This is a genomic window from Streptomyces sp. SP18CS02 (assembly GCF_036322365.1).
Lineage (GTDB): Bacteria > Actinomycetota > Actinomycetes > Streptomycetales > Streptomycetaceae > Streptomyces.
Genome location: NZ_JAQYXC010000281.1, coordinates 197701 through 212427 on the forward strand (window position 1 = coordinate 197701; position 14727 = coordinate 212427).

18 protein-coding genes are annotated in these 14727 nt (G+C 74.9%); 11 read left to right on the forward strand and 7 right to left on the reverse strand.

All coding sequences use genetic code 11. The features are described 5' to 3' along the window. The first annotated feature begins 4 nt into the window (after positions 1 to 4). From PUR26_RS15965 to PUR26_RS15985, 5 genes are all read left to right on the forward strand, one after another. Positions 5 to 241 carry a gas vesicle protein GvpG gene (locus tag PUR26_RS15965; RefSeq protein WP_329873033.1) on the forward strand — a complete coding sequence of 79 codons (237 nt, stop codon included), beginning with the start codon at positions 5 to 7 and terminating at the stop codon, positions 239 to 241. Further along, the gene (locus PUR26_RS15970; protein ID WP_329873034.1) at positions 238 to 552 is read left to right on the forward strand and encodes a gas vesicle protein; all 315 of its coding nucleotides are present in this window, start codon (positions 238 to 240) and stop codon (positions 550 to 552) included. Before PUR26_RS15965 ends, PUR26_RS15970 begins: the two co-directional genes overlap by 4 nt. A gap of 164 nt (positions 553 to 716) precedes the next feature. Next, on the forward strand, positions 717 to 1541 hold the full coding sequence (locus tag PUR26_RS15975) for a GvpL/GvpF family gas vesicle protein (RefSeq protein WP_329873035.1): 825 nt from the start codon (positions 717 to 719) through the stop codon (positions 1539 to 1541). Beyond that, positions 1538 to 1738, forward strand: coding sequence for a gas vesicle protein (locus tag PUR26_RS15980; RefSeq protein WP_329873036.1), 201 nt, complete (start codon positions 1538 to 1540; stop codon positions 1736 to 1738). Before PUR26_RS15975 ends, PUR26_RS15980 begins: the two co-directional genes overlap by 4 nt. After that, the gene (locus PUR26_RS15985) at positions 1735 to 2010 is read left to right on the forward strand and encodes a gas vesicle protein K (RefSeq protein ID WP_329873037.1); all 276 of its coding nucleotides are present in this window, start codon (positions 1735 to 1737) and stop codon (positions 2008 to 2010) included. Before PUR26_RS15980 ends, PUR26_RS15985 begins: the two co-directional genes overlap by 4 nt. A gap of 198 nt (positions 2011 to 2208) precedes the next feature. On the opposite strand, the gene PUR26_RS15990 is transcribed toward PUR26_RS15985, so the two are convergent. Beyond that, entirely contained in the window at positions 2209 to 3705 is a 1497-nt protein-coding gene (locus PUR26_RS15990) for a bifunctional phosphatase PAP2/diacylglycerol kinase family protein (RefSeq protein ID WP_329873038.1), read from the reverse strand. Positions 3706 to 3872: 167 nt separating this feature from the next. Here PUR26_RS15990 and PUR26_RS15995 point away from each other — a divergent pair, with 167 nt between their 5' ends. Further along, entirely contained in the window at positions 3873 to 4454 is a 582-nt protein-coding gene (locus PUR26_RS15995) for a TIGR03086 family metal-binding protein (RefSeq protein ID WP_329873039.1), read from the forward strand. A 316-nt stretch (positions 4455 to 4770) separates the two neighbouring features. Here PUR26_RS15995 and PUR26_RS16000 read toward each other — a convergent pair whose 3' ends face one another. From PUR26_RS16000 to PUR26_RS16010, 3 genes are all read right to left on the reverse strand, one after another. Continuing rightward, positions 4771 to 5307: a type 1 glutamine amidotransferase domain-containing protein gene (locus PUR26_RS16000; protein WP_329873040.1), complete on the reverse strand. Its 537-nt coding sequence runs from the start codon at positions 5305 to 5307 to the stop codon at positions 4771 to 4773. Between the two features lie 70 nt (positions 5308 to 5377). Next, a complete protein-coding gene (locus tag PUR26_RS16005) occupies positions 5378 to 5809 on the reverse strand; it encodes a CBS domain-containing protein (protein WP_329873041.1) in 432 nt (143 codons plus the stop codon). A 115-nt stretch (positions 5810 to 5924) separates the two neighbouring features. Beyond that, the gene (locus tag PUR26_RS16010) at positions 5925 to 6287 is read right to left on the reverse strand and encodes a DUF2795 domain-containing protein (RefSeq protein WP_329873042.1); all 363 of its coding nucleotides are present in this window, start codon (positions 6285 to 6287) and stop codon (positions 5925 to 5927) included. A 1183-nt stretch (positions 6288 to 7470) separates the two neighbouring features. Between PUR26_RS16010 and PUR26_RS16015 the strand changes: the two genes are divergently transcribed. Further along, positions 7471 to 8265, forward strand: coding sequence for an RNA polymerase sigma factor SigF (locus PUR26_RS16015; RefSeq protein WP_329873043.1), 795 nt, complete (start codon positions 7471 to 7473; stop codon positions 8263 to 8265). On the opposite strand, the gene PUR26_RS16020 is transcribed toward PUR26_RS16015, so the two are convergent. Beyond that, the gene (locus tag PUR26_RS16020) at positions 8243 to 9391 is read right to left on the reverse strand and encodes a PAS domain-containing protein (protein WP_329873044.1); all 1149 of its coding nucleotides are present in this window, start codon (positions 9389 to 9391) and stop codon (positions 8243 to 8245) included. The genes PUR26_RS16015 and PUR26_RS16020 overlap by 23 nt on opposite strands. Positions 9392 to 9481: 90 nt before the next feature. Here PUR26_RS16020 and PUR26_RS16025 point away from each other — a divergent pair, with 90 nt between their 5' ends. From PUR26_RS16025 to PUR26_RS16035, 3 genes are all read left to right on the forward strand, one after another. Further along, positions 9482 to 10189 carry an ANTAR domain-containing response regulator gene (locus tag PUR26_RS16025; RefSeq protein ID WP_329873045.1) on the forward strand — a complete coding sequence of 236 codons (708 nt, stop codon included), beginning with the start codon at positions 9482 to 9484 and terminating at the stop codon, positions 10187 to 10189. A gap of 252 nt (positions 10190 to 10441) precedes the next feature. After that, a complete protein-coding gene (locus PUR26_RS16030; protein WP_329873222.1) occupies positions 10442 to 11659 on the forward strand; it encodes an aminotransferase class I/II-fold pyridoxal phosphate-dependent enzyme in 1218 nt (405 codons plus the stop codon). 28 nt (positions 11660 to 11687) lie between these two features. Continuing rightward, complete coding sequence (locus PUR26_RS16035; RefSeq protein WP_329873046.1) at positions 11688 to 12725, forward strand: MBL fold metallo-hydrolase; 1038 nt, start codon at positions 11688 to 11690, stop codon at positions 12723 to 12725. A gap of 65 nt (positions 12726 to 12790) precedes the next feature. Here the strand turns inward: PUR26_RS16035 and PUR26_RS16040 are convergent, their stop codons facing one another. Continuing rightward, the gene (locus PUR26_RS16040; RefSeq protein ID WP_329873047.1) at positions 12791 to 13423 is read right to left on the reverse strand and encodes a DedA family protein; all 633 of its coding nucleotides are present in this window, start codon (positions 13421 to 13423) and stop codon (positions 12791 to 12793) included. Then, a complete protein-coding gene (locus tag PUR26_RS16045; RefSeq protein ID WP_329873048.1) occupies positions 13420 to 14187 on the reverse strand; it encodes an MBL fold metallo-hydrolase in 768 nt (255 codons plus the stop codon). Before PUR26_RS16045 ends, PUR26_RS16040 begins: the two co-directional genes overlap by 4 nt. An 83-nt stretch (positions 14188 to 14270) precedes the next feature. On the opposite strand from PUR26_RS16045, the gene PUR26_RS16050 reads away from it, so the two are divergent. Next, positions 14271 to 14675: a hypothetical protein gene (locus tag PUR26_RS16050; RefSeq protein ID WP_329873049.1), complete on the forward strand. Its 405-nt coding sequence runs from the start codon at positions 14271 to 14273 to the stop codon at positions 14673 to 14675. Positions 14676 to 14727: the final 52 nt, after the last annotated feature.

The window sequence follows — 14727 nt, forward strand, 5'->3', positions numbered from 1 at the left end:
CCCGATGGGCCTGCTGGGAGAACTGCTGCTGCTGCCGGCGGCCCCGCTGCGCGGCACCGCATGGGTGCTGCGCCAGGTGGTGACGGAGGCGGAGCGGCAGTACTACGACCCCGCCGCCGTGCAACGCGAACTCGCCCGCCTCGAGGAACGGCTTGAGGCGGGCGAGATCGACGACGAGGAATTCGACCGCCGGGAGGACGAGCTGCTGGCCCGCCTGGAAGAAGGAGCACGACGACCATGACCGTTCCCGGCCAGCTTCCCAGCCCCTACGCGTCCGAGGGCAGTAGCGCCAACCTCGCCGACATCCTCGAACGTGTCCTCGACAAGGGCGTCGTCATCGCCGGCGACATCCGGATCAACCTGCTGGACATCGAGCTCCTGACCATCAAGCTCCGCCTCGTCGTCGCCTCGGTCGACCGGGCGAAGGAGATGGGCATCGACTGGTGGGAGAGCGACCCCTCGCTCTCCTCCGGCGCCCGGCACCGGGAACTCGCGGCCGAGAACGCCGAGTTGCAGCGCCGGATCGCGGAGCTGGAGGAGCGGACGGCATGACGGAACGTGGAACCGAAGGTGCGGACGGCATGACGGATCGTGGAGCCGAAGGTGCGGGCCGCGAGACGGATCGTAAAGCTGAAGGAGCGGACCGCGTGACGGAGCACGGAACCGAGGGTGCGGACCGCGTGGCGGAGCACAGAACTACGGAAGGGACGGGACGCATGACGGAAAGACTGCGCTATGTGTACGCCGTGACCCGCCCCTTCGAGGGCGTCCTGCCCGACGGCGTCCGGGGTATCGGCGACGAGCCGCCCCGGCTGCTGCACCACGGGGATCTGACCGCCGTGGTGGGCGCCGTACCGGCGGAGGACTTCGACGAGGCGCCACTGCGCGCGCACCTGGAGGACCTCGACTGGCTGGCCGCGACCGCCCGCGCCCATGACGCGGTGATCGCGGCGCTGTCCACCGTCGCCTGCCCGGTCCCGCTGCGCCTCGCCACGGTCTGCCGGGACGACAGCGGGGTGAGGCTGCTGCTGGAGCAGGGGCACGACCGCTTCGTACGGACCCTGGACCGGCTGGACGGCCGGGTCGAATGGGGCGTGAAGGTGTACGCGGACCCCGGCAAGGACACGGGCGGGACCGCCCCGGAGCGCGAACCCGCGCCGGGGACGGCGCCGGCCGAAGGACCCGGCGCCGGGCGGACCGGCGGGGGACGCGACTACCTGCGCCGCCGCCTGCACGCCCGTCGCAACCGCGAGGGCGATCTGGAGCGCGCGGACGCCCTGTCCCGGAGCCTGCACGAGGAGCTCTCCCGGTACGCAGAGGCGGGCGCCGTCCATCGCCCGCAGGACGCCCGGCTGTCCAAGGCCGAGGGCGTCAACGTCCTCAACGCGGCCTACCTGGTCGACCGTGCCCGCAGCGAGGCCTTCGTCGAACGGGTCGGCCGGACCTCCGAACCCGGCATCCGGGTGGAGCTGACCGGGCCGTGGGCGCCCTACTCCTTCGCCGGGATCGCCGAGGAGGACACCGGGGAGGACGGCCGGTGAGCGCCGTGCCGGAGCCCCTCGCGCGGCGGCAGGTCGCGCTGGTCGACCTGCTGGACCGGCTGCTGGCCGGCGGTGTGGTCCTCACCGGCGACCTGACGCTGAGCATCGCCGACGTCGATCTCGTCCGCGTCGACCTCAGGGCGCTGATCAGCTCGGTCGGTGAGAAGGTCCCCTCCCCCTGGGAGGTGCGCGCGTGAGCGAACCGAAGCGGCGGGTCGAGCTCGACCCCGACAGCGTCGAACGCGACCTCGCCCGGCTGGTGCTCACCGTCATCGAGCTGCTGCGTCAGCTCATGGAACGGCAGGCGCTGCGCCGGGTGGAGGGCGAGGACCTCACCGAGGAGCAGGAGGAGCGGATCGGGCTGACCCTGATGCTGCTGGAGGACCGCATGGAGATCCTCCGGACGCGTTTCGGGCTCGCCCCGGAGGACCTCAACATCGACCTCGGGCCGCTCGGGCCGCTGCTCTGAACATGAACGGTCCGGCGAACGGACGTCGACGCACGCGGACGGCCGCCCCTGGTGCGGTACCGGTGGATCGGTACCGCACCAGGGGCGGCCGTCCGTCCGACAGCGCCGGACCCTTCGCAACGGCTCCCGGCCCCCGGCCCGGCGGATCGGCGGATCGGCGGGGACGGAGCCGACGAGATCGATGGGGACGGAGCGGACCTAACGAACGGGCCGGTAGACGATGAGCGCCTCGTCGGCCTTGTCGACGACCAGCTCCGAGGGGGCCCGGCCCACCTCGCCGTCGTAGGCGAGGGACGTCCCGGGCGCCAGGCCGGAGATCCGCAGCCGGCGCATCTTCTCCGCCGCGTGCACGGGGGAGCGGCTCAGCGGTCCGGCGAGCGCCGCCGCGAGCAGCCGCAGCCCGGGAAGCCGGCCGCCCTGCACGACCCGCACGTCCAGCAGGCCGTCCGCGAGGTCGGCGCGGTGGCCGGGCGTCGGGCCCATCCGCTGGTAGATGCAGTTGCCGGCGAACAGCAGCCACAGGGCGTGGCGCTCCCCGTGCAGCTCCGCCTCCAGCGGGTGCTGGCCGCGCAGCACCCGCCACGCGGCCAGCACGCCGGCGGGCCAGCCGCCGATCCGCGGCGACCAGCGCTCCCGCAGCCGCACCAGCTCCGGGTACACCCCCAGACTGAAGGTGTTGAGGAAGTAGCCCTCGGCCGCGCCGTCCGGGCCCGGGGTGAACCGGCCCAGGTCGACGCGTACGGCGTCGCCCGAGGTCACGGCCCGGCAGGTGTCGTCGACCGCCTCGACGCCCAGGTCGTAGGCGAAGTGGTTGAGGGTGCCCCCGGGGAAGACCGCGAGCGGCAGCCGGTGGGAGGCGGCGATGGTCGCCGCACGGTTGACGGTTCCGTCGCCGCCGAGGACGCCCAGCGCGGTGCACCGCCCGGCCGCCTTCTCCAGCTCGCTCTCCACCTGCGCGGGCTCGCATTCGAGCACCTCGGCGTAGGGCAGGGCGGTCCTGACCAGGGCGGCCGCGTCCGAGGACCCGGAGGCCCGGTTGGCGACCACGACCAGGCCCTCGCCGCCCGGCAGCACGGGGGCGTCCGCGTGCGGGCGGCCGGGCGAGGGAAGCTGCCAACGGGTCGGCACCAGTCCGCGTACGGCGAACGCGGCGCCCACTCCGAGCGCCGCACCGACCAGTACGTCGCTGGGATAGTGGACGCCCGTGTAGACGCGGGAGAGGGCCACGGCGGTGGCGAGCGGCACCACCACCGCACCCCATCCCCGGGACTCCAGCAGGACCCCGGTCGCGAAGGCCGCCGCCGACGCGGAGTGCCCGGACGGGAACGACGTGGTGAACGGCTGCTTCTTCATCTGCCGTACCAGGGGCACCGCGTCCAGCACGGGCCGGGCGCGGCGTACCGAGCGCTTGCCGATGGTGTTGATGGCCGCCGAGGCGAGGGCCAGGGAGGCCACCCCGCGTACGGCGGCCCGGCGTGATCGCGGGCCGCGTCCGAACACGGCGATGCCCGCCGCCGTACCGAACCAGAGCAGCCCGTGGTTGGCGCTGCGGCTCAGTCGCGGCAGCAGCGGGTCGCCGCCGGGCCAGTGCCGGGTCGCGACCTCGTGGAACACCTCGCGGTCCCAGTCGCCGAGGATCGCGGCGACCCGGTCACGCAGGGTCTGTACCGATTGCTCGGCGTACACATCAGACATGTCTGGCGCGTACCCCGTCCCGCCGGCGCCAAGCGTCGGCCGACCGCCGCCGGGGCGCCGGCGCGCACATGGAGCGGCACACCGGCAGGAGTGCCATGGGCCCGCCGGGTGTCCCCTCGCGCCACGAGCGACGGGAAGGGACAGTGGATTGCGGAGGTGAGGTACCAATGGCTTCTGCCTCGAAACGGCTCCTGGCCCGGTACAACGAGGCCCTCGGAGTGTTCACCGAACTGGTCCACGAGGTCCGTCCGGACCAGTGGGACGCCCCGACTCCCTGCACCGAGTGGTCCGTACGCGATCTCGTCGCCCACCTGACCGGCGAGCAGCTGTGGGTGGTTCCGCTGGTACGCGAGGGCCGGACCATCGCCCAGGTCGGCGACGCCTTCGAGGGCGACGTGCTCGGCGACGACCCGGTCGCCGCCTGGGACCGGGCCGCCGCCGGTGCGCTCGAGGCGTTCGGCGAGCCGGGCGCGATGGAGCGGACGGTGAACCTCTCCTACGGCCGGAGGCCCGCCACCGCCTACTGCTCGCAGATGATTTCGGACGCGGTGGTGCACGCGTGGGACCTGGCGCGCGGTATCGGCGCCGACGAGAGGCTCCCGCGTGAGCTCGTCGACTTCGCCCTGGAGGAGGTGACCCCGTACGCCGACAGCCTGTACAAGAGCGGGCTGTTCGACCGTCCGCTGAAGCCGCCCCCGGGCGCCGACGCCCAGACGGAGCTGCTGGCCATGGTGGGGCGGAAGGTCTGAGACCGCCGCCCCGGCCTTCCCCGGGTACACCCACGCCTCCCGGGCACAGTCCCGGGCCCGGCGCCCCGGCACGCCAGGGCGGCCGGGGCGGCCGCGCGCCTGCGAACGGACCCGCCCCGGCCCGGAACGCACCCGGACGCGCCCCGGCCCGTGCGAACGGACCCGGACACGCCGGAGCTCCTCGTCCGCCGCGCTGGACGAGGAGCGGTCCCGGGCGTGGCCCGCGCACGCCGTACCCGGTGTCCCGAGTGCCCCGTGTCCAGTGTCCCGAGGCAGTGCCGTGGGAAGCCGGGGCGGCGGTCGCGGGCCGCGCGGTTCAGGCCTTGGCGAACTCCTCGGTGAACGCCACGCAGAAGGCCTTGAGGTCATCGGGTTTCCGGCTGGTGATCAGGGTGTTGGGTCCGCCCGTGCAGACCTTCACCTGCTCGTCGACCCACTGGCCGCCCGCGTTGCGGATGTCCGTCCGCAGGCTCGGCCACGAGGTCAGGGTCCTGCCGCGCAGCACGTCGGCTTCGACGAGCGTCCACGGGGCGTGGCAGATCGCCGCGACCGGCTTGCCCGCGTCGAAGAAGCCGCGCACGAACGAGACGGCCCGCTCGTCCATCCGGAGGAAGTCGGGGTTCGCCACCCCGCCCGGCAGCACCAGGGCGTCGTAGGCCTCCACCGACGCCTCGGCCAGGGTCTCGTCCACGGGGAAGGTGTCGGCCTTGTCCAGGTGGTTGAACGCCTGGATCTTTCCCGGCTCGGTCGAGACGAGCTGCGGGGTGTCGCCGCTGTCGGTCACCGCCTGCCACGGCTGGGTGAGTTCCACCTGTTCGACGCCTTCCGGCGCCACGAGAAACGCGATCCGCACGGTGTTTCCTTTCCTGTCGTGCTTCCGGCGCCCGGGTGTGTTCCCGCGCGGGCGCCGATGGTGCGGGGCCTCAGAGGGTGTCGGGGGCGGCCCGGCCGATGTCGGCGAGGGCAGAACCGGCGGCATCCGGGTCGTGGGACACCGCGAGGTCCCCGATGCCGACCATGCCGAGCGGACGGCCGTCCTGCACCACCGGAAGCCGCCGTACGGCGTACTGCCGCATCAGGCGGAGGGCGTCGGACACCTCGTCGTCCGGCGCCACGCACACGGGGTCGGGCGTGCACACGGACTGGGCGTTGACGGTGAGGGGGTCCGCCCCGTCGGCCACCGCGCGCAGCGCGATGTCCCGGTCGGTGACCACTCCGACGAGCCGGTCCCCGTCGGCCACCAGCACGTCGCCGGTGTTCTGGGCCCGCATCAGCTGGGCCGCCTCGACGAGCGACGCGTCCGGACGTACCACCGCGACGCCCGCCGTCATGACTTCCCGAACGAGCTGTGCCATCGCTCTCCGCCCTCCGTGCCTTCGGTGCCTTCCGCTTCGGTTGACGCCGCACGGGGTACCCCCGGCCCGGCCCTTCATGCCGGGGGCCGCCGGTGCGGCGGCGTTCACCCCGCCGTCACGCCGGGGCCAGGGCGAGCGCCACGTCCTGCACGCTGCGGTACGTGGTGTCCCCGGGAAGACGCTCCACCAGCTCGGTCAGGGGGTCGGGCGCGTGCCGCTCGCGCAGCATGCGCACCAGTTCCCCGCGGTGGGCGGGGAAGGGCGTACGGGCCAGATGGCGGCCCAGCTCCAGCCGCAGGGTCTCGAACCGGTCGCCCGGCACCGGTCCCGCCGCCAGCTCCGGGTCGTCGTCGGCCATGGGCTCGGGGTCGTGCCACTCCTCGCTCCGGGTGGGGTGACCGGACCGGAGCAGCCCCTGGAGCTGGTGCTTCATCTCGTCGTCCTGACGGCGGCTGAGCCGGTCGCTGCCTCGCTGCATGCCACTCTCCATGATCTTGAGTGCGTCGGTCGCCGGGCGGGTACCCGACGGCACGCCCGTAAACCGGTCGGCCGTCCACGGGTTTGCGGACCGGCCCCGGGGGGACCCGCAACTTCGGCCGAGCGGCCAAGGGGGTGCGGGAGACACCGCCTTCGGGCCCGGACGGCGGTCGGGCCCGAAGGCGGTACCCGGCCGGATCCCGCGTGCGGAACGAGACCCCCGGCCCGGTGCGGGCCCCGTCACGGGGAGCCCCTGGCCTCCGACGCAAGGACCGGCTCCCCGATGGAAGGACCGGCTCGATGAACGTGCTTCCCGTACTGGTTCCGCTGCTGCTGCCGCCCGCGATGCTCGGCGTCGTCCTGGCGATGGGCCGCTACGAGGAACTGCTCCTGCCCGAAGGGGATCCCGACGACGGGCCCCTGGCGCCTTCCCCCGCGCCGGCCGCCCGTCGACGGCGCCCGCCGCCCGACCCGGGGGCACCCTCGCTCCGACCGCTCCGACCGCTCCGACGGCCCCCGTCGGCGGGATGTCCCCGGACGCCCTGCTCCCGCCGGTCATCGCGATGTCCTCCGCGGCCCCGAGGGCGTCGGCCGAGCGTGTACCGGTCGGCTGACGCCGTCGGCTGACGCCACCTGCCGGGCGCCGGCACCCGCCGCGGCGCCCCCACGGCGCCGCAGGCCCCGCACGCCCGCCGGCCGTCGCCGACCCCCCGGCCGGAGACACCGGTCCGTCCACGCCCACCGCCCCCCGCCGGCCCCCCGGCCGGTCACACCGGTCCGTCCACGCCCACCGCCCCCCGCCGGCCCCCCGCCGGTCACAGCGGTCCGTTCACCCGGAAGGCCGTACGCCCGCCCGGTACCGGCGCTTGCACGCCGCACCGCGCGGGCCACCGCCCCGGCCCCGTTCCACCGGGCCTCCGCGCGCCCCTGCCCCGCTCCCGGGCACCCGTGCCCCGCCCCGCTCGTGCGGCGCCCGCACCCGTTCGGGGAGCCGAGCGGCCGCGACGGGGCCAGCATGGAATGAGGCGTTTGCCGGATCCGCCCCCGGGCATGCGCATCTCGTGCTTCGGACCGGAGGCACGTCCGTGGGAGCGGTGATCGGCTCCGGGCGTGCCCGTGCCCGGAGCAGCGCTCTCCTCGGGGTGACAGTCCCATCGTCAGCACCGTCCAGGGAGCTGAACCACATGCGAACCCTCACTCACACGAAGCACCCGCACGACGACGCCCCCGACACCACCGAGGCGTTCCTGCGCCTGTCCCGCCTCCCCGACGGCGAGGTCCGGGAGGCCCTGCGGCAGGACATCGTCCGAGCCTGGCTGCCCATGGCGGACCGCCTCGCGGGCCGCTTCCGCAACCGGGGAGAGGCGCTGGAGGACCTCAAGCAGGTCGCCGCGCTCGGTCTGGTGAAGGCCGTGGACCGCTACGACCCCGCACGGGGCGCCGCGTTCGAGAGCTTCGCCGTACCGACCATCACCGGCGAGATCAAGCGACACTTCCGCGACCACATGTGGACCCTGCACGTCCCGCGCCGCGTCCAGGATCTGCGCGGCCGCGTCCGGCTCGCCTACCAGGAGCTCTCGCACACGGTCGGAGGCCGCGCTCCCACCGTCGCCGAGATCGCCGAGAAGGCGGGCATGACGGAGGAGGAGGCGATGGCCGGGCTGGAGGCCCTGGACAGCTTCACCGCCCTCTCCCTCGACGCGGAGCTGCCCGGCACCGAGGACGGCTACACCCTGGTCGACGCCCTCGGCGGACCCGACCCGGCGCTCGACGTCGTCGTCGACCGCGAGTCGGTCAAGCCACGGCTGCGCAAGCTGCCCGAGCGGGAGCAGAGGATCCTCTACATGCGGTTCTTCCGCGACATGACGCAGAGCTCGATAGCCGAGGACCTCGGCATCTCGCAGATGCACGTGTCCCGCCTGATCAGCCGCTGCTGCACCCAGATGCGCGAGGACATCATGCGGGACGTCGCCGCATAGCCAGCGCCAGGTGCCGGGACACCACGTCGGCGGCCTGCGCCTCGGCCATCGAGAAGGCCCGCCGCGCCCCGGTGCGGAACAGGCTGAGCACCCCGAGCACACCGCTGCCCTCGCAGAAGAGCGGCAGACAGAGCAACGAGCTGACCTGGGCCCGCACCAGTACCGACGCGCCCGCGGCGTCCTCGCCGAACGCGAGGGTGTCCTCGGGCCGTACCTGGAGCGCGGCGGACCCGCCGCGCGCCACCTCCACGACCAGGGGGCAGCCCGACGGGTCCTGCCGCTCCAGCGCCGCCACGAGCGGCCCGTGGCCCGTACCGCCCGGGCCCAGGACCACCGCCCGCCGCAGCGGCCGGGCCCCGGCCGTATCGGCGATCACCCAGTCCGCGAACCGGCCGTGCAGGACGTCGGCGGCGGCCCGCAACGCCGCGTCCGGGTCGCCCGGCGGACAGTCCAGCAGGACGCCGGCCATGGCGTCGACCAGGTCCAGCGCCTCGGTGCGGCGGGTGGTCTCGGCGAGGTCGGGAGGCGTCGGCCGCCGGCCCGCTCCGCCGCCCCCCGCCGGCACCGCGGTCCCCGGGACGCCCGGCTGCAGGACCACCAGCACATGGGGCTGCCGTTCGCCGGGGAGCGGCAGCGCGGTCAGGGTCGCCCGCACCGGCTCGTCCGGCCGCTGCTGGAGCCGCACACTGAGGCTGCGGCCGCCTTCCCCGCGCGCCGTCGCCGCGACCTGCGTGCGCAGCGGCGCACGGTCGCCCGAGAGCAGCAGCCCGGTCAGCGGCCGTCCGGTGGCGTAGCCGGCACGGACGCCCGTGAGCCCCGTCGCCGCGAAGTTCATCCTGCGCACCACGGTGTCGCGGTCGATCAGCGCGACGGGCAGTGGCAGCCGCTGGAACACCGTCTTCAGCAACTGGCGTTCCTGCCGGTCGGCCGACGTCCCGTCCGGGGCGCGCGCCGCCAGGCTCTCGTAGCGCGGCCACAGGGTTTCTGCCGCATGCTGGAGTTCGAACAGAGCCGCGTCCAGAACGCCCTGCTGCTCGACGGCCGGCAGCGCGCGGGCGGTGCGCAGCTCGCCCACCCGTCGTACAAAATCCGCGAGGTCCTCGCCGAAGTCGTCCGTCTGCGTCATGACTGCACCGTAACCGCGGGGCCGGGCCGCCGGGTACGCCGTTTCGCGCTGTCCGCGCCGGGCAGCCGCCAGGGGGGAGAGGAGTGTGCGATGCTGCCCCAGCGGGAGTTCGAAGGGCCGGAACCGGCCTCCACCGTACGCAGGTTGCAGCAGCTCACGGAGGTCTGCGTACGCTCCCTCCCGGCCTGTTGCGGGGCCGTCGCGACGCTCGACGACGGCCGGCAGGAGGCCCGCACCAGCGCCACCCATCCGGACCTGGCGGCCCTCGTCTCCCTCCAGCTCCACTCCGGTGACGGACCCATCCGGACGGCCCTGGACAGCGGCCGCCCCGTCGACGCCGAGGACCTGCTGACGGACGACCGGTGGCCCCGCTACCGCGCCATGGCACTCGGTTCCGGCGTCCGGGCGAGCGTGACGCTGCCCTTCCGCCGCGCGGGCATCGACCTCACCCTCAATCTCTACGGCTTCCGCCCCGGCTCCCTCCAGGACGCCGCGCACGGCCCGGCCGCGGCCCTGGGCGAGGAGATCACCACGGGCCTGGTGCGCGACCGCCGCTACCGCGCCGCCCTCACCGAGGCCGGCCAGCTGGCGACGGCGCTGCGCTCACGGCCCGTCATCGACCAGGCGGGCGGCATCGTGATGTACGTCCTGGGCTGCGACGCCGACGAGGCGTACGGGGTGCTGCGGCGGCTCTCGCAGCTGACCAACCGCAAGCTCGCGGACGTCGCGGCGGGGGTCGTCCGCACCAGGGGCCGCGGCCTGGAGGGGGAACTGTCCCGGCTCGCCGCGCTCCCGTGACGCCGGGCGCGCACACCGGGCGCGCACCGGACACACGACGGACGCGCGCCGGGCCCGTACCGGACGCACGACGGACGCGCGCCGGGTCCGTACCGGGACGCCTGTACCCGCGGCCGGCACCCGCGCCGACGTCCGCACCGGCGCATCCGGAGCGGCGAGCGGGGCGGAACCTCCGTATAAAGAGCGTGAGGGGGCGGCATGAAGGGGTTCGCGGACGGGCACGCGTCCGGCAGTGTCGGCGGAGGTGAGCGCATGCGGGAGACGGCTCCCGAAGGACGCGGGCCGGTGCGCTACGCGCCGCCCGCACCCGATCCCGGTCTGCCGGTCCTGTCCGAGCTGGCCGCCGTCCTCGCGTCGGCCGCCACCCGCACCGAGCCGCAACCGCCCGGCGGCGGGCCCGTCCTGCGGGAAGCGGCGTGCGGCTACTGGTCGCGACGCGGCCTGCGCTGCCACCCGGAGGACGTGGTGGCCGCCCCCGGCCCCGAGCCGCTGCTCTCCGCGCTGATCGCGGCCCACGGCGGCGACGTCCTGATGCCCCGGCCCTGCCCGGCCGCCTGGACCCCGCAGGCCCGGCTGCTGGGCCGGCCCGCCTATCACGTGCCGACACCCGCCGAATGCGGCGGCGTGCCCGACCCGTTCGCCCTCCTGGAGACCGTGCGCCGGATCCGTGTCGAGGGCGGCCACCCCGCGCTGATGCTGATCTCCGTCGTCGACGACCCGACCGGGACCGTCGCCCCGCCCGAGGTCGTACGGGAGGCATGCGAGGCGGCCGTCGGGGAGGGACTGCACATCATCAGTGACGAGACCTGGCGCGACACCCTGCACGAGCCGCACGACACGGTACTGGTCAGCCCCGCCGAGATGTGCCCGGACGACGTCACCGTCGTGTGCGACCTGTCCGGCGCCCTCACCCCGTCCGCCTGGCCCACCGCCGTCGCCCGCTTCCCGCGCACCCGCCGGGCGACCGCCCGCCGCGCCCGCACCCTCGACGTGCTCACCGCTCTCGGAGCCCACATCGCCGCCCCGGTCGCCGAGGCCGCCGCCCACGCGCTCGACGAGCCCGCACCGGTCTCCGCCCGGATGGCCGAGGCCGCCGCCCTGCACGCGCGGGTGGCCGCGGCCGCCCACCAGGCCGTGCGGGCCGCGGGCGCGCTCGCCCGCCCACCGCGGGCCGGACGCCATCTGTACGCCGACCTCGCCCCGCTGCGGTCCGGACTCGCCCGGCACGGTGTCACCGACTCGATGGAGCTGGAGGAGTACCTGACCGGCCGCCTGGGGGCGCCCACGCCGGGCGGCCACCGGTTCGGCGACGAGCTCGGCGCGCTGCGCGTACGCCTGGAGACCGGGCCCCTGCTGGGAGCCGACGCCCAGCAGCGCGCGGAGTCCCTCGCGTCGCCCCGGCCGCTGGAACTGCCGCACGTGCGCAAGGCGTTGGACGCCTTCGCATCCGCCTTCCTGGAACTACGGTGACTGGAACCACGGTGAACGGAGCCCGCAGATGACGGAAAAGACGGCACCCGCCGATCGGCCGCAGCGCTCCGGGCGGTCGACAGGGTCGCGGCTCGGCGGGAGCGGTCCCCGCCCCCTTCCCGAGGTACGTGCCTGGCCGAGATCCTTCGCGGACCGGCTGACCGCACCCCTGCCCGGCGTACGCGCCATGGCCCGGCTGGCCCGCGAAGGCGCCGTGCGCCCCGGCCCCGATGGTCTGCGGGACATTCCCCGGCTGCCGTTCGCGCCGGGACCGCTGCCCGCCGTCGACGCCGACACCCTGGCCCTCACCTGGGCCGGACACGCCAGCTGGGTCGTCCGGGTGGGCGGCCTCACCGTCCTCACCGACCCCGTCTGGTCCCGCCGCATCCTCGGCACCCCCGCCCGGATCACGCCCGTCGGAGTCCGCTGGGAGGACCTGCCGCCCGTCGACGCCGTCGTCATCAGCCACAACCACTACGACCACCTCGACGCGCCCACGCTCCGCCGGCTGCCGCCCGACACACCGGTGTTCGTCCCGGCCGGCCTGGGCCGCTGGTTCCGCCGCCGCCGCTTCACCCGTGTCACCGAACTCGACTGGTGGGAGACGGCCGAACTCGACGGCGTCCGCTTCGACTTCGTACCGTCCCACCACTGGTCCAAGCGCACCCTCACCGACACCTGCCGCTCGCTGTGGGGCGGCTGGATGCTCACCGACCGCCTCGGACAGCGCGTGTACTTCGCCGGGGACACCGGCTACGGACACTGGTTCGGGGAGATCGGCCGCCGCTTCCCGGACATCGACCTCGCGCTGCTGCCGATCGGCGCCTACGCCCCCCGCTGGTGGCTGCGCGACGTCCACACCGACCCGGAGGAGGCCGTACGGGCCTTCCAGGACCTGGGGGCCCGCCATATGGTCCCCATGCACTGGGCGACGTTCGTCCTCTCCGCCGAACCCGTACTGGAACCCCTCACCCGGCTGAACGCCGCCTGGGAAGCGGCCGGCCTGCCCCGCGACCGCCTGTGGGACCTGCCCGTCGGCGCCTCACGGGTGCTCGCGGCGCCCTGACGGAACGGCCCCGGGGGACGGGGGCCGGTCCGGTTCCCCGGAAGGGCCCGCACCCGGGGCCGCCGTCACGCGTGCTGACGGTCCGCCCGCCCGCGGCGCACCCGCCGCCACGCCGCCGGAGCCGTACTGACCAGCACCGTCAGCGCCACCGCCGCCGCCACGCCCTCCCACGGCCGGGCGAAGAGCGAACCGCCGAGTATCCCGATCAGCGCGTAGGTCGCCGCCCACGCCAGGCACGCCGGGACGTTGCCGCGCACGAACCGGCGCAGCGGCATCTCGGCGAGCAGGCACGCCAGCATCACCGGAATCCGCCCCGCCGGGACCAGCCGGGACAGCACCAGGACCGACACCCGGTGCGCACGCAGCTTCGCCTGCGCCTGCTCCAGCCGGTCCGGCGCGGCCCGCCCGCGCAGCGCCGCCAGCCACCGTGAGCCGTTCTTCGACCGCACCCCGCGCCGGCCCAGCCAGTACAGCGCCACGTCCCCCACGAACGCCGCGCACGCCGCCGTCACGAACACCACCAGCAGGGCGAACGGCGCCGTCTGGTGGAACGCCACCACCGCCGCCGAGCTGACGATGGCCCCCGTCGGGATCACCGGCACCAGCGCGCCCAGCGCCACCAGCAGGAACAGCGACGGGTAGGCGATCGCCTGCTGCGTCGACTCGGGCGGCAACTGCCGCGCCCACTCCTCGATCACCGCCCGACCTCCGGCCGCACGCTCTCGCCGTGCGCCAGCCGGTGCACCGCCACGTCCGGGGCGACCCTTGCCGCCTGCCGGACGAACTCGTCCCCCGGCGCGTGGAACTCGTGCGGCCGCACCCCGTCGAGACCGATCGGCCAGTACGTGCCGTAGTGCACCGGTACGGCCGCGCGCGGCGCCAGCGCGGTGAGCGCCTGCGCCGCCCGGCCCGCGTCCAGGTGCCCGTGCCCCAGGAAGGGGCCCCAGCCGCCCACCGGCAGCAGAGCCACCTCCACCTCGCCCACCGCGTCGGCCATCCCGTCGAACAGGCCGGTGTCCCCGGCGAAGTACGTCCGTGCCGCCCCGGTGATCACATAGCCGAGTGCGGGGGAGCGGTGCGGACCGACCGGCAGCCGCCGCCCGTCGTGCAGCGCGGGCACCGCCCGCACCACCACCTGCCGCACCTTCACCTCGTCACCGGGCCCGACCTCCGTGATCCGCAGCCCGGTCAGCCTGCGCAGTCCCGGGACCGCCCGGAGCGCGCCGCGCGGCACGATCAGCCGGGTCCCCGGCGCGAGCCCGGCCAGCGACGGCAGGTGCAGATGGTCCGAGTGCAGGTGCGAGATCAGCACCGCGTCCGCGCGGGCCGCGGCGGGCGGTGGCAGCGCACCGCGGCGCCGGCGCAGATGCGCGAGCCGGCGCGCGAACAGCGGATCGGTGAGCACCCGCACTCCGGAGTCCTCGACCGTACAGGTGGCATGGCCCCACCAGGTGATCTCCACGGGCCCCTCCTCGCTCCCTGACTGCTGCCACGAGCCTAATTGCGCGCCTCCTCGCGCGGACACGATCGGAGTAGGGTCTGCGCATGGACGAGGTACGCGTGGCGGCGATCGCCAGCCTGACGCCGCTCGAGGAACTCGACTGCGACCCCTTCCTGGTCGACACGCGGAGCCAGCACGCGATGTGCGAGCGCTGGGCGGCCGACAAGGGATATGTCGTCACCCGGCAGCTCCTCCTCTACGGGCTGCGCCCCGACCACCGCGTCCTGTGGGCGGATGTCGAGTCCGGCGCCGTCGACCTGTTCGTCGCGCCCAGTGAACGGGTCCTTGACCGGGCCCTGACCTCGGCACGGGACTTCACCGCCGAGTGCGAGCGCAGGGGCGTGCGGCTGGAGACCGCGGGACTCGACGAACCCGCGTACGACGCGACCGCGAAGGCCCGTGTCCACCGCAGGCTGTCCATGCCGACCGCGGGGTACGACGGCTGCTGACCCGCCCGGGAGACCGCCGCGTCCGCCCCTTGTGCCAGGCTGGAGGCTTCCG

What these genes read in the sequence shown, in the direction of transcription:
- PUR26_RS16020 (WP_329873044.1), bottom strand. Translation starts at nt 9,391, where the DNA reads ATGACGCAGACGGACGACTTCGGCGAGGACCTCGCGGATTTTGTACGA.
- PUR26_RS15975 (WP_329873035.1), top strand. Translation starts at nt 717, where the DNA reads ATGACGGAAAGACTGCGCTATGTGTACGCCGTGACCCGCCCCTTCGAG.
- PUR26_RS15965 (WP_329873033.1), top strand. Translation starts at nt 5, where the DNA reads ATGGGCCTGCTGGGAGAACTGCTGCTGCTGCCGGCGGCCCCGCTGCGC.
- PUR26_RS16025 (WP_329873045.1), top strand. Translation starts at nt 9,482, where the DNA reads ATGCTGCCCCAGCGGGAGTTCGAAGGGCCGGAACCGGCCTCCACCGTA.
- PUR26_RS16035 (WP_329873046.1), top strand. Translation starts at nt 11,688, where the DNA reads ATGACGGAAAAGACGGCACCCGCCGATCGGCCGCAGCGCTCCGGGCGG.
- PUR26_RS15995 (WP_329873039.1), top strand. Translation starts at nt 3,873, where the DNA reads ATGGCTTCTGCCTCGAAACGGCTCCTGGCCCGGTACAACGAGGCCCTC.
- PUR26_RS15970 (WP_329873034.1), top strand. Translation starts at nt 238, where the DNA reads ATGACCGTTCCCGGCCAGCTTCCCAGCCCCTACGCGTCCGAGGGCAGT.
- PUR26_RS15990 (WP_329873038.1), bottom strand. Translation starts at nt 3,705, where the DNA reads ATGTCTGATGTGTACGCCGAGCAATCGGTACAGACCCTGCGTGACCGG.
- PUR26_RS16050 (WP_329873049.1), top strand. Translation starts at nt 14,271, where the DNA reads ATGGACGAGGTACGCGTGGCGGCGATCGCCAGCCTGACGCCGCTCGAG.
- PUR26_RS16015 (WP_329873043.1), top strand. Translation starts at nt 7,471, where the DNA reads ATGCGAACCCTCACTCACACGAAGCACCCGCACGACGACGCCCCCGAC.
- PUR26_RS16030 (WP_329873222.1), top strand. Translation starts at nt 10,442, where the DNA reads ATGCGGGAGACGGCTCCCGAAGGACGCGGGCCGGTGCGCTACGCGCCG.
- PUR26_RS16010 (WP_329873042.1), bottom strand. Translation starts at nt 6,287, where the DNA reads ATGCAGCGAGGCAGCGACCGGCTCAGCCGCCGTCAGGACGACGAGATG.
- PUR26_RS16005 (WP_329873041.1), bottom strand. Translation starts at nt 5,809, where the DNA reads ATGGCACAGCTCGTTCGGGAAGTCATGACGGCGGGCGTCGCGGTGGTA.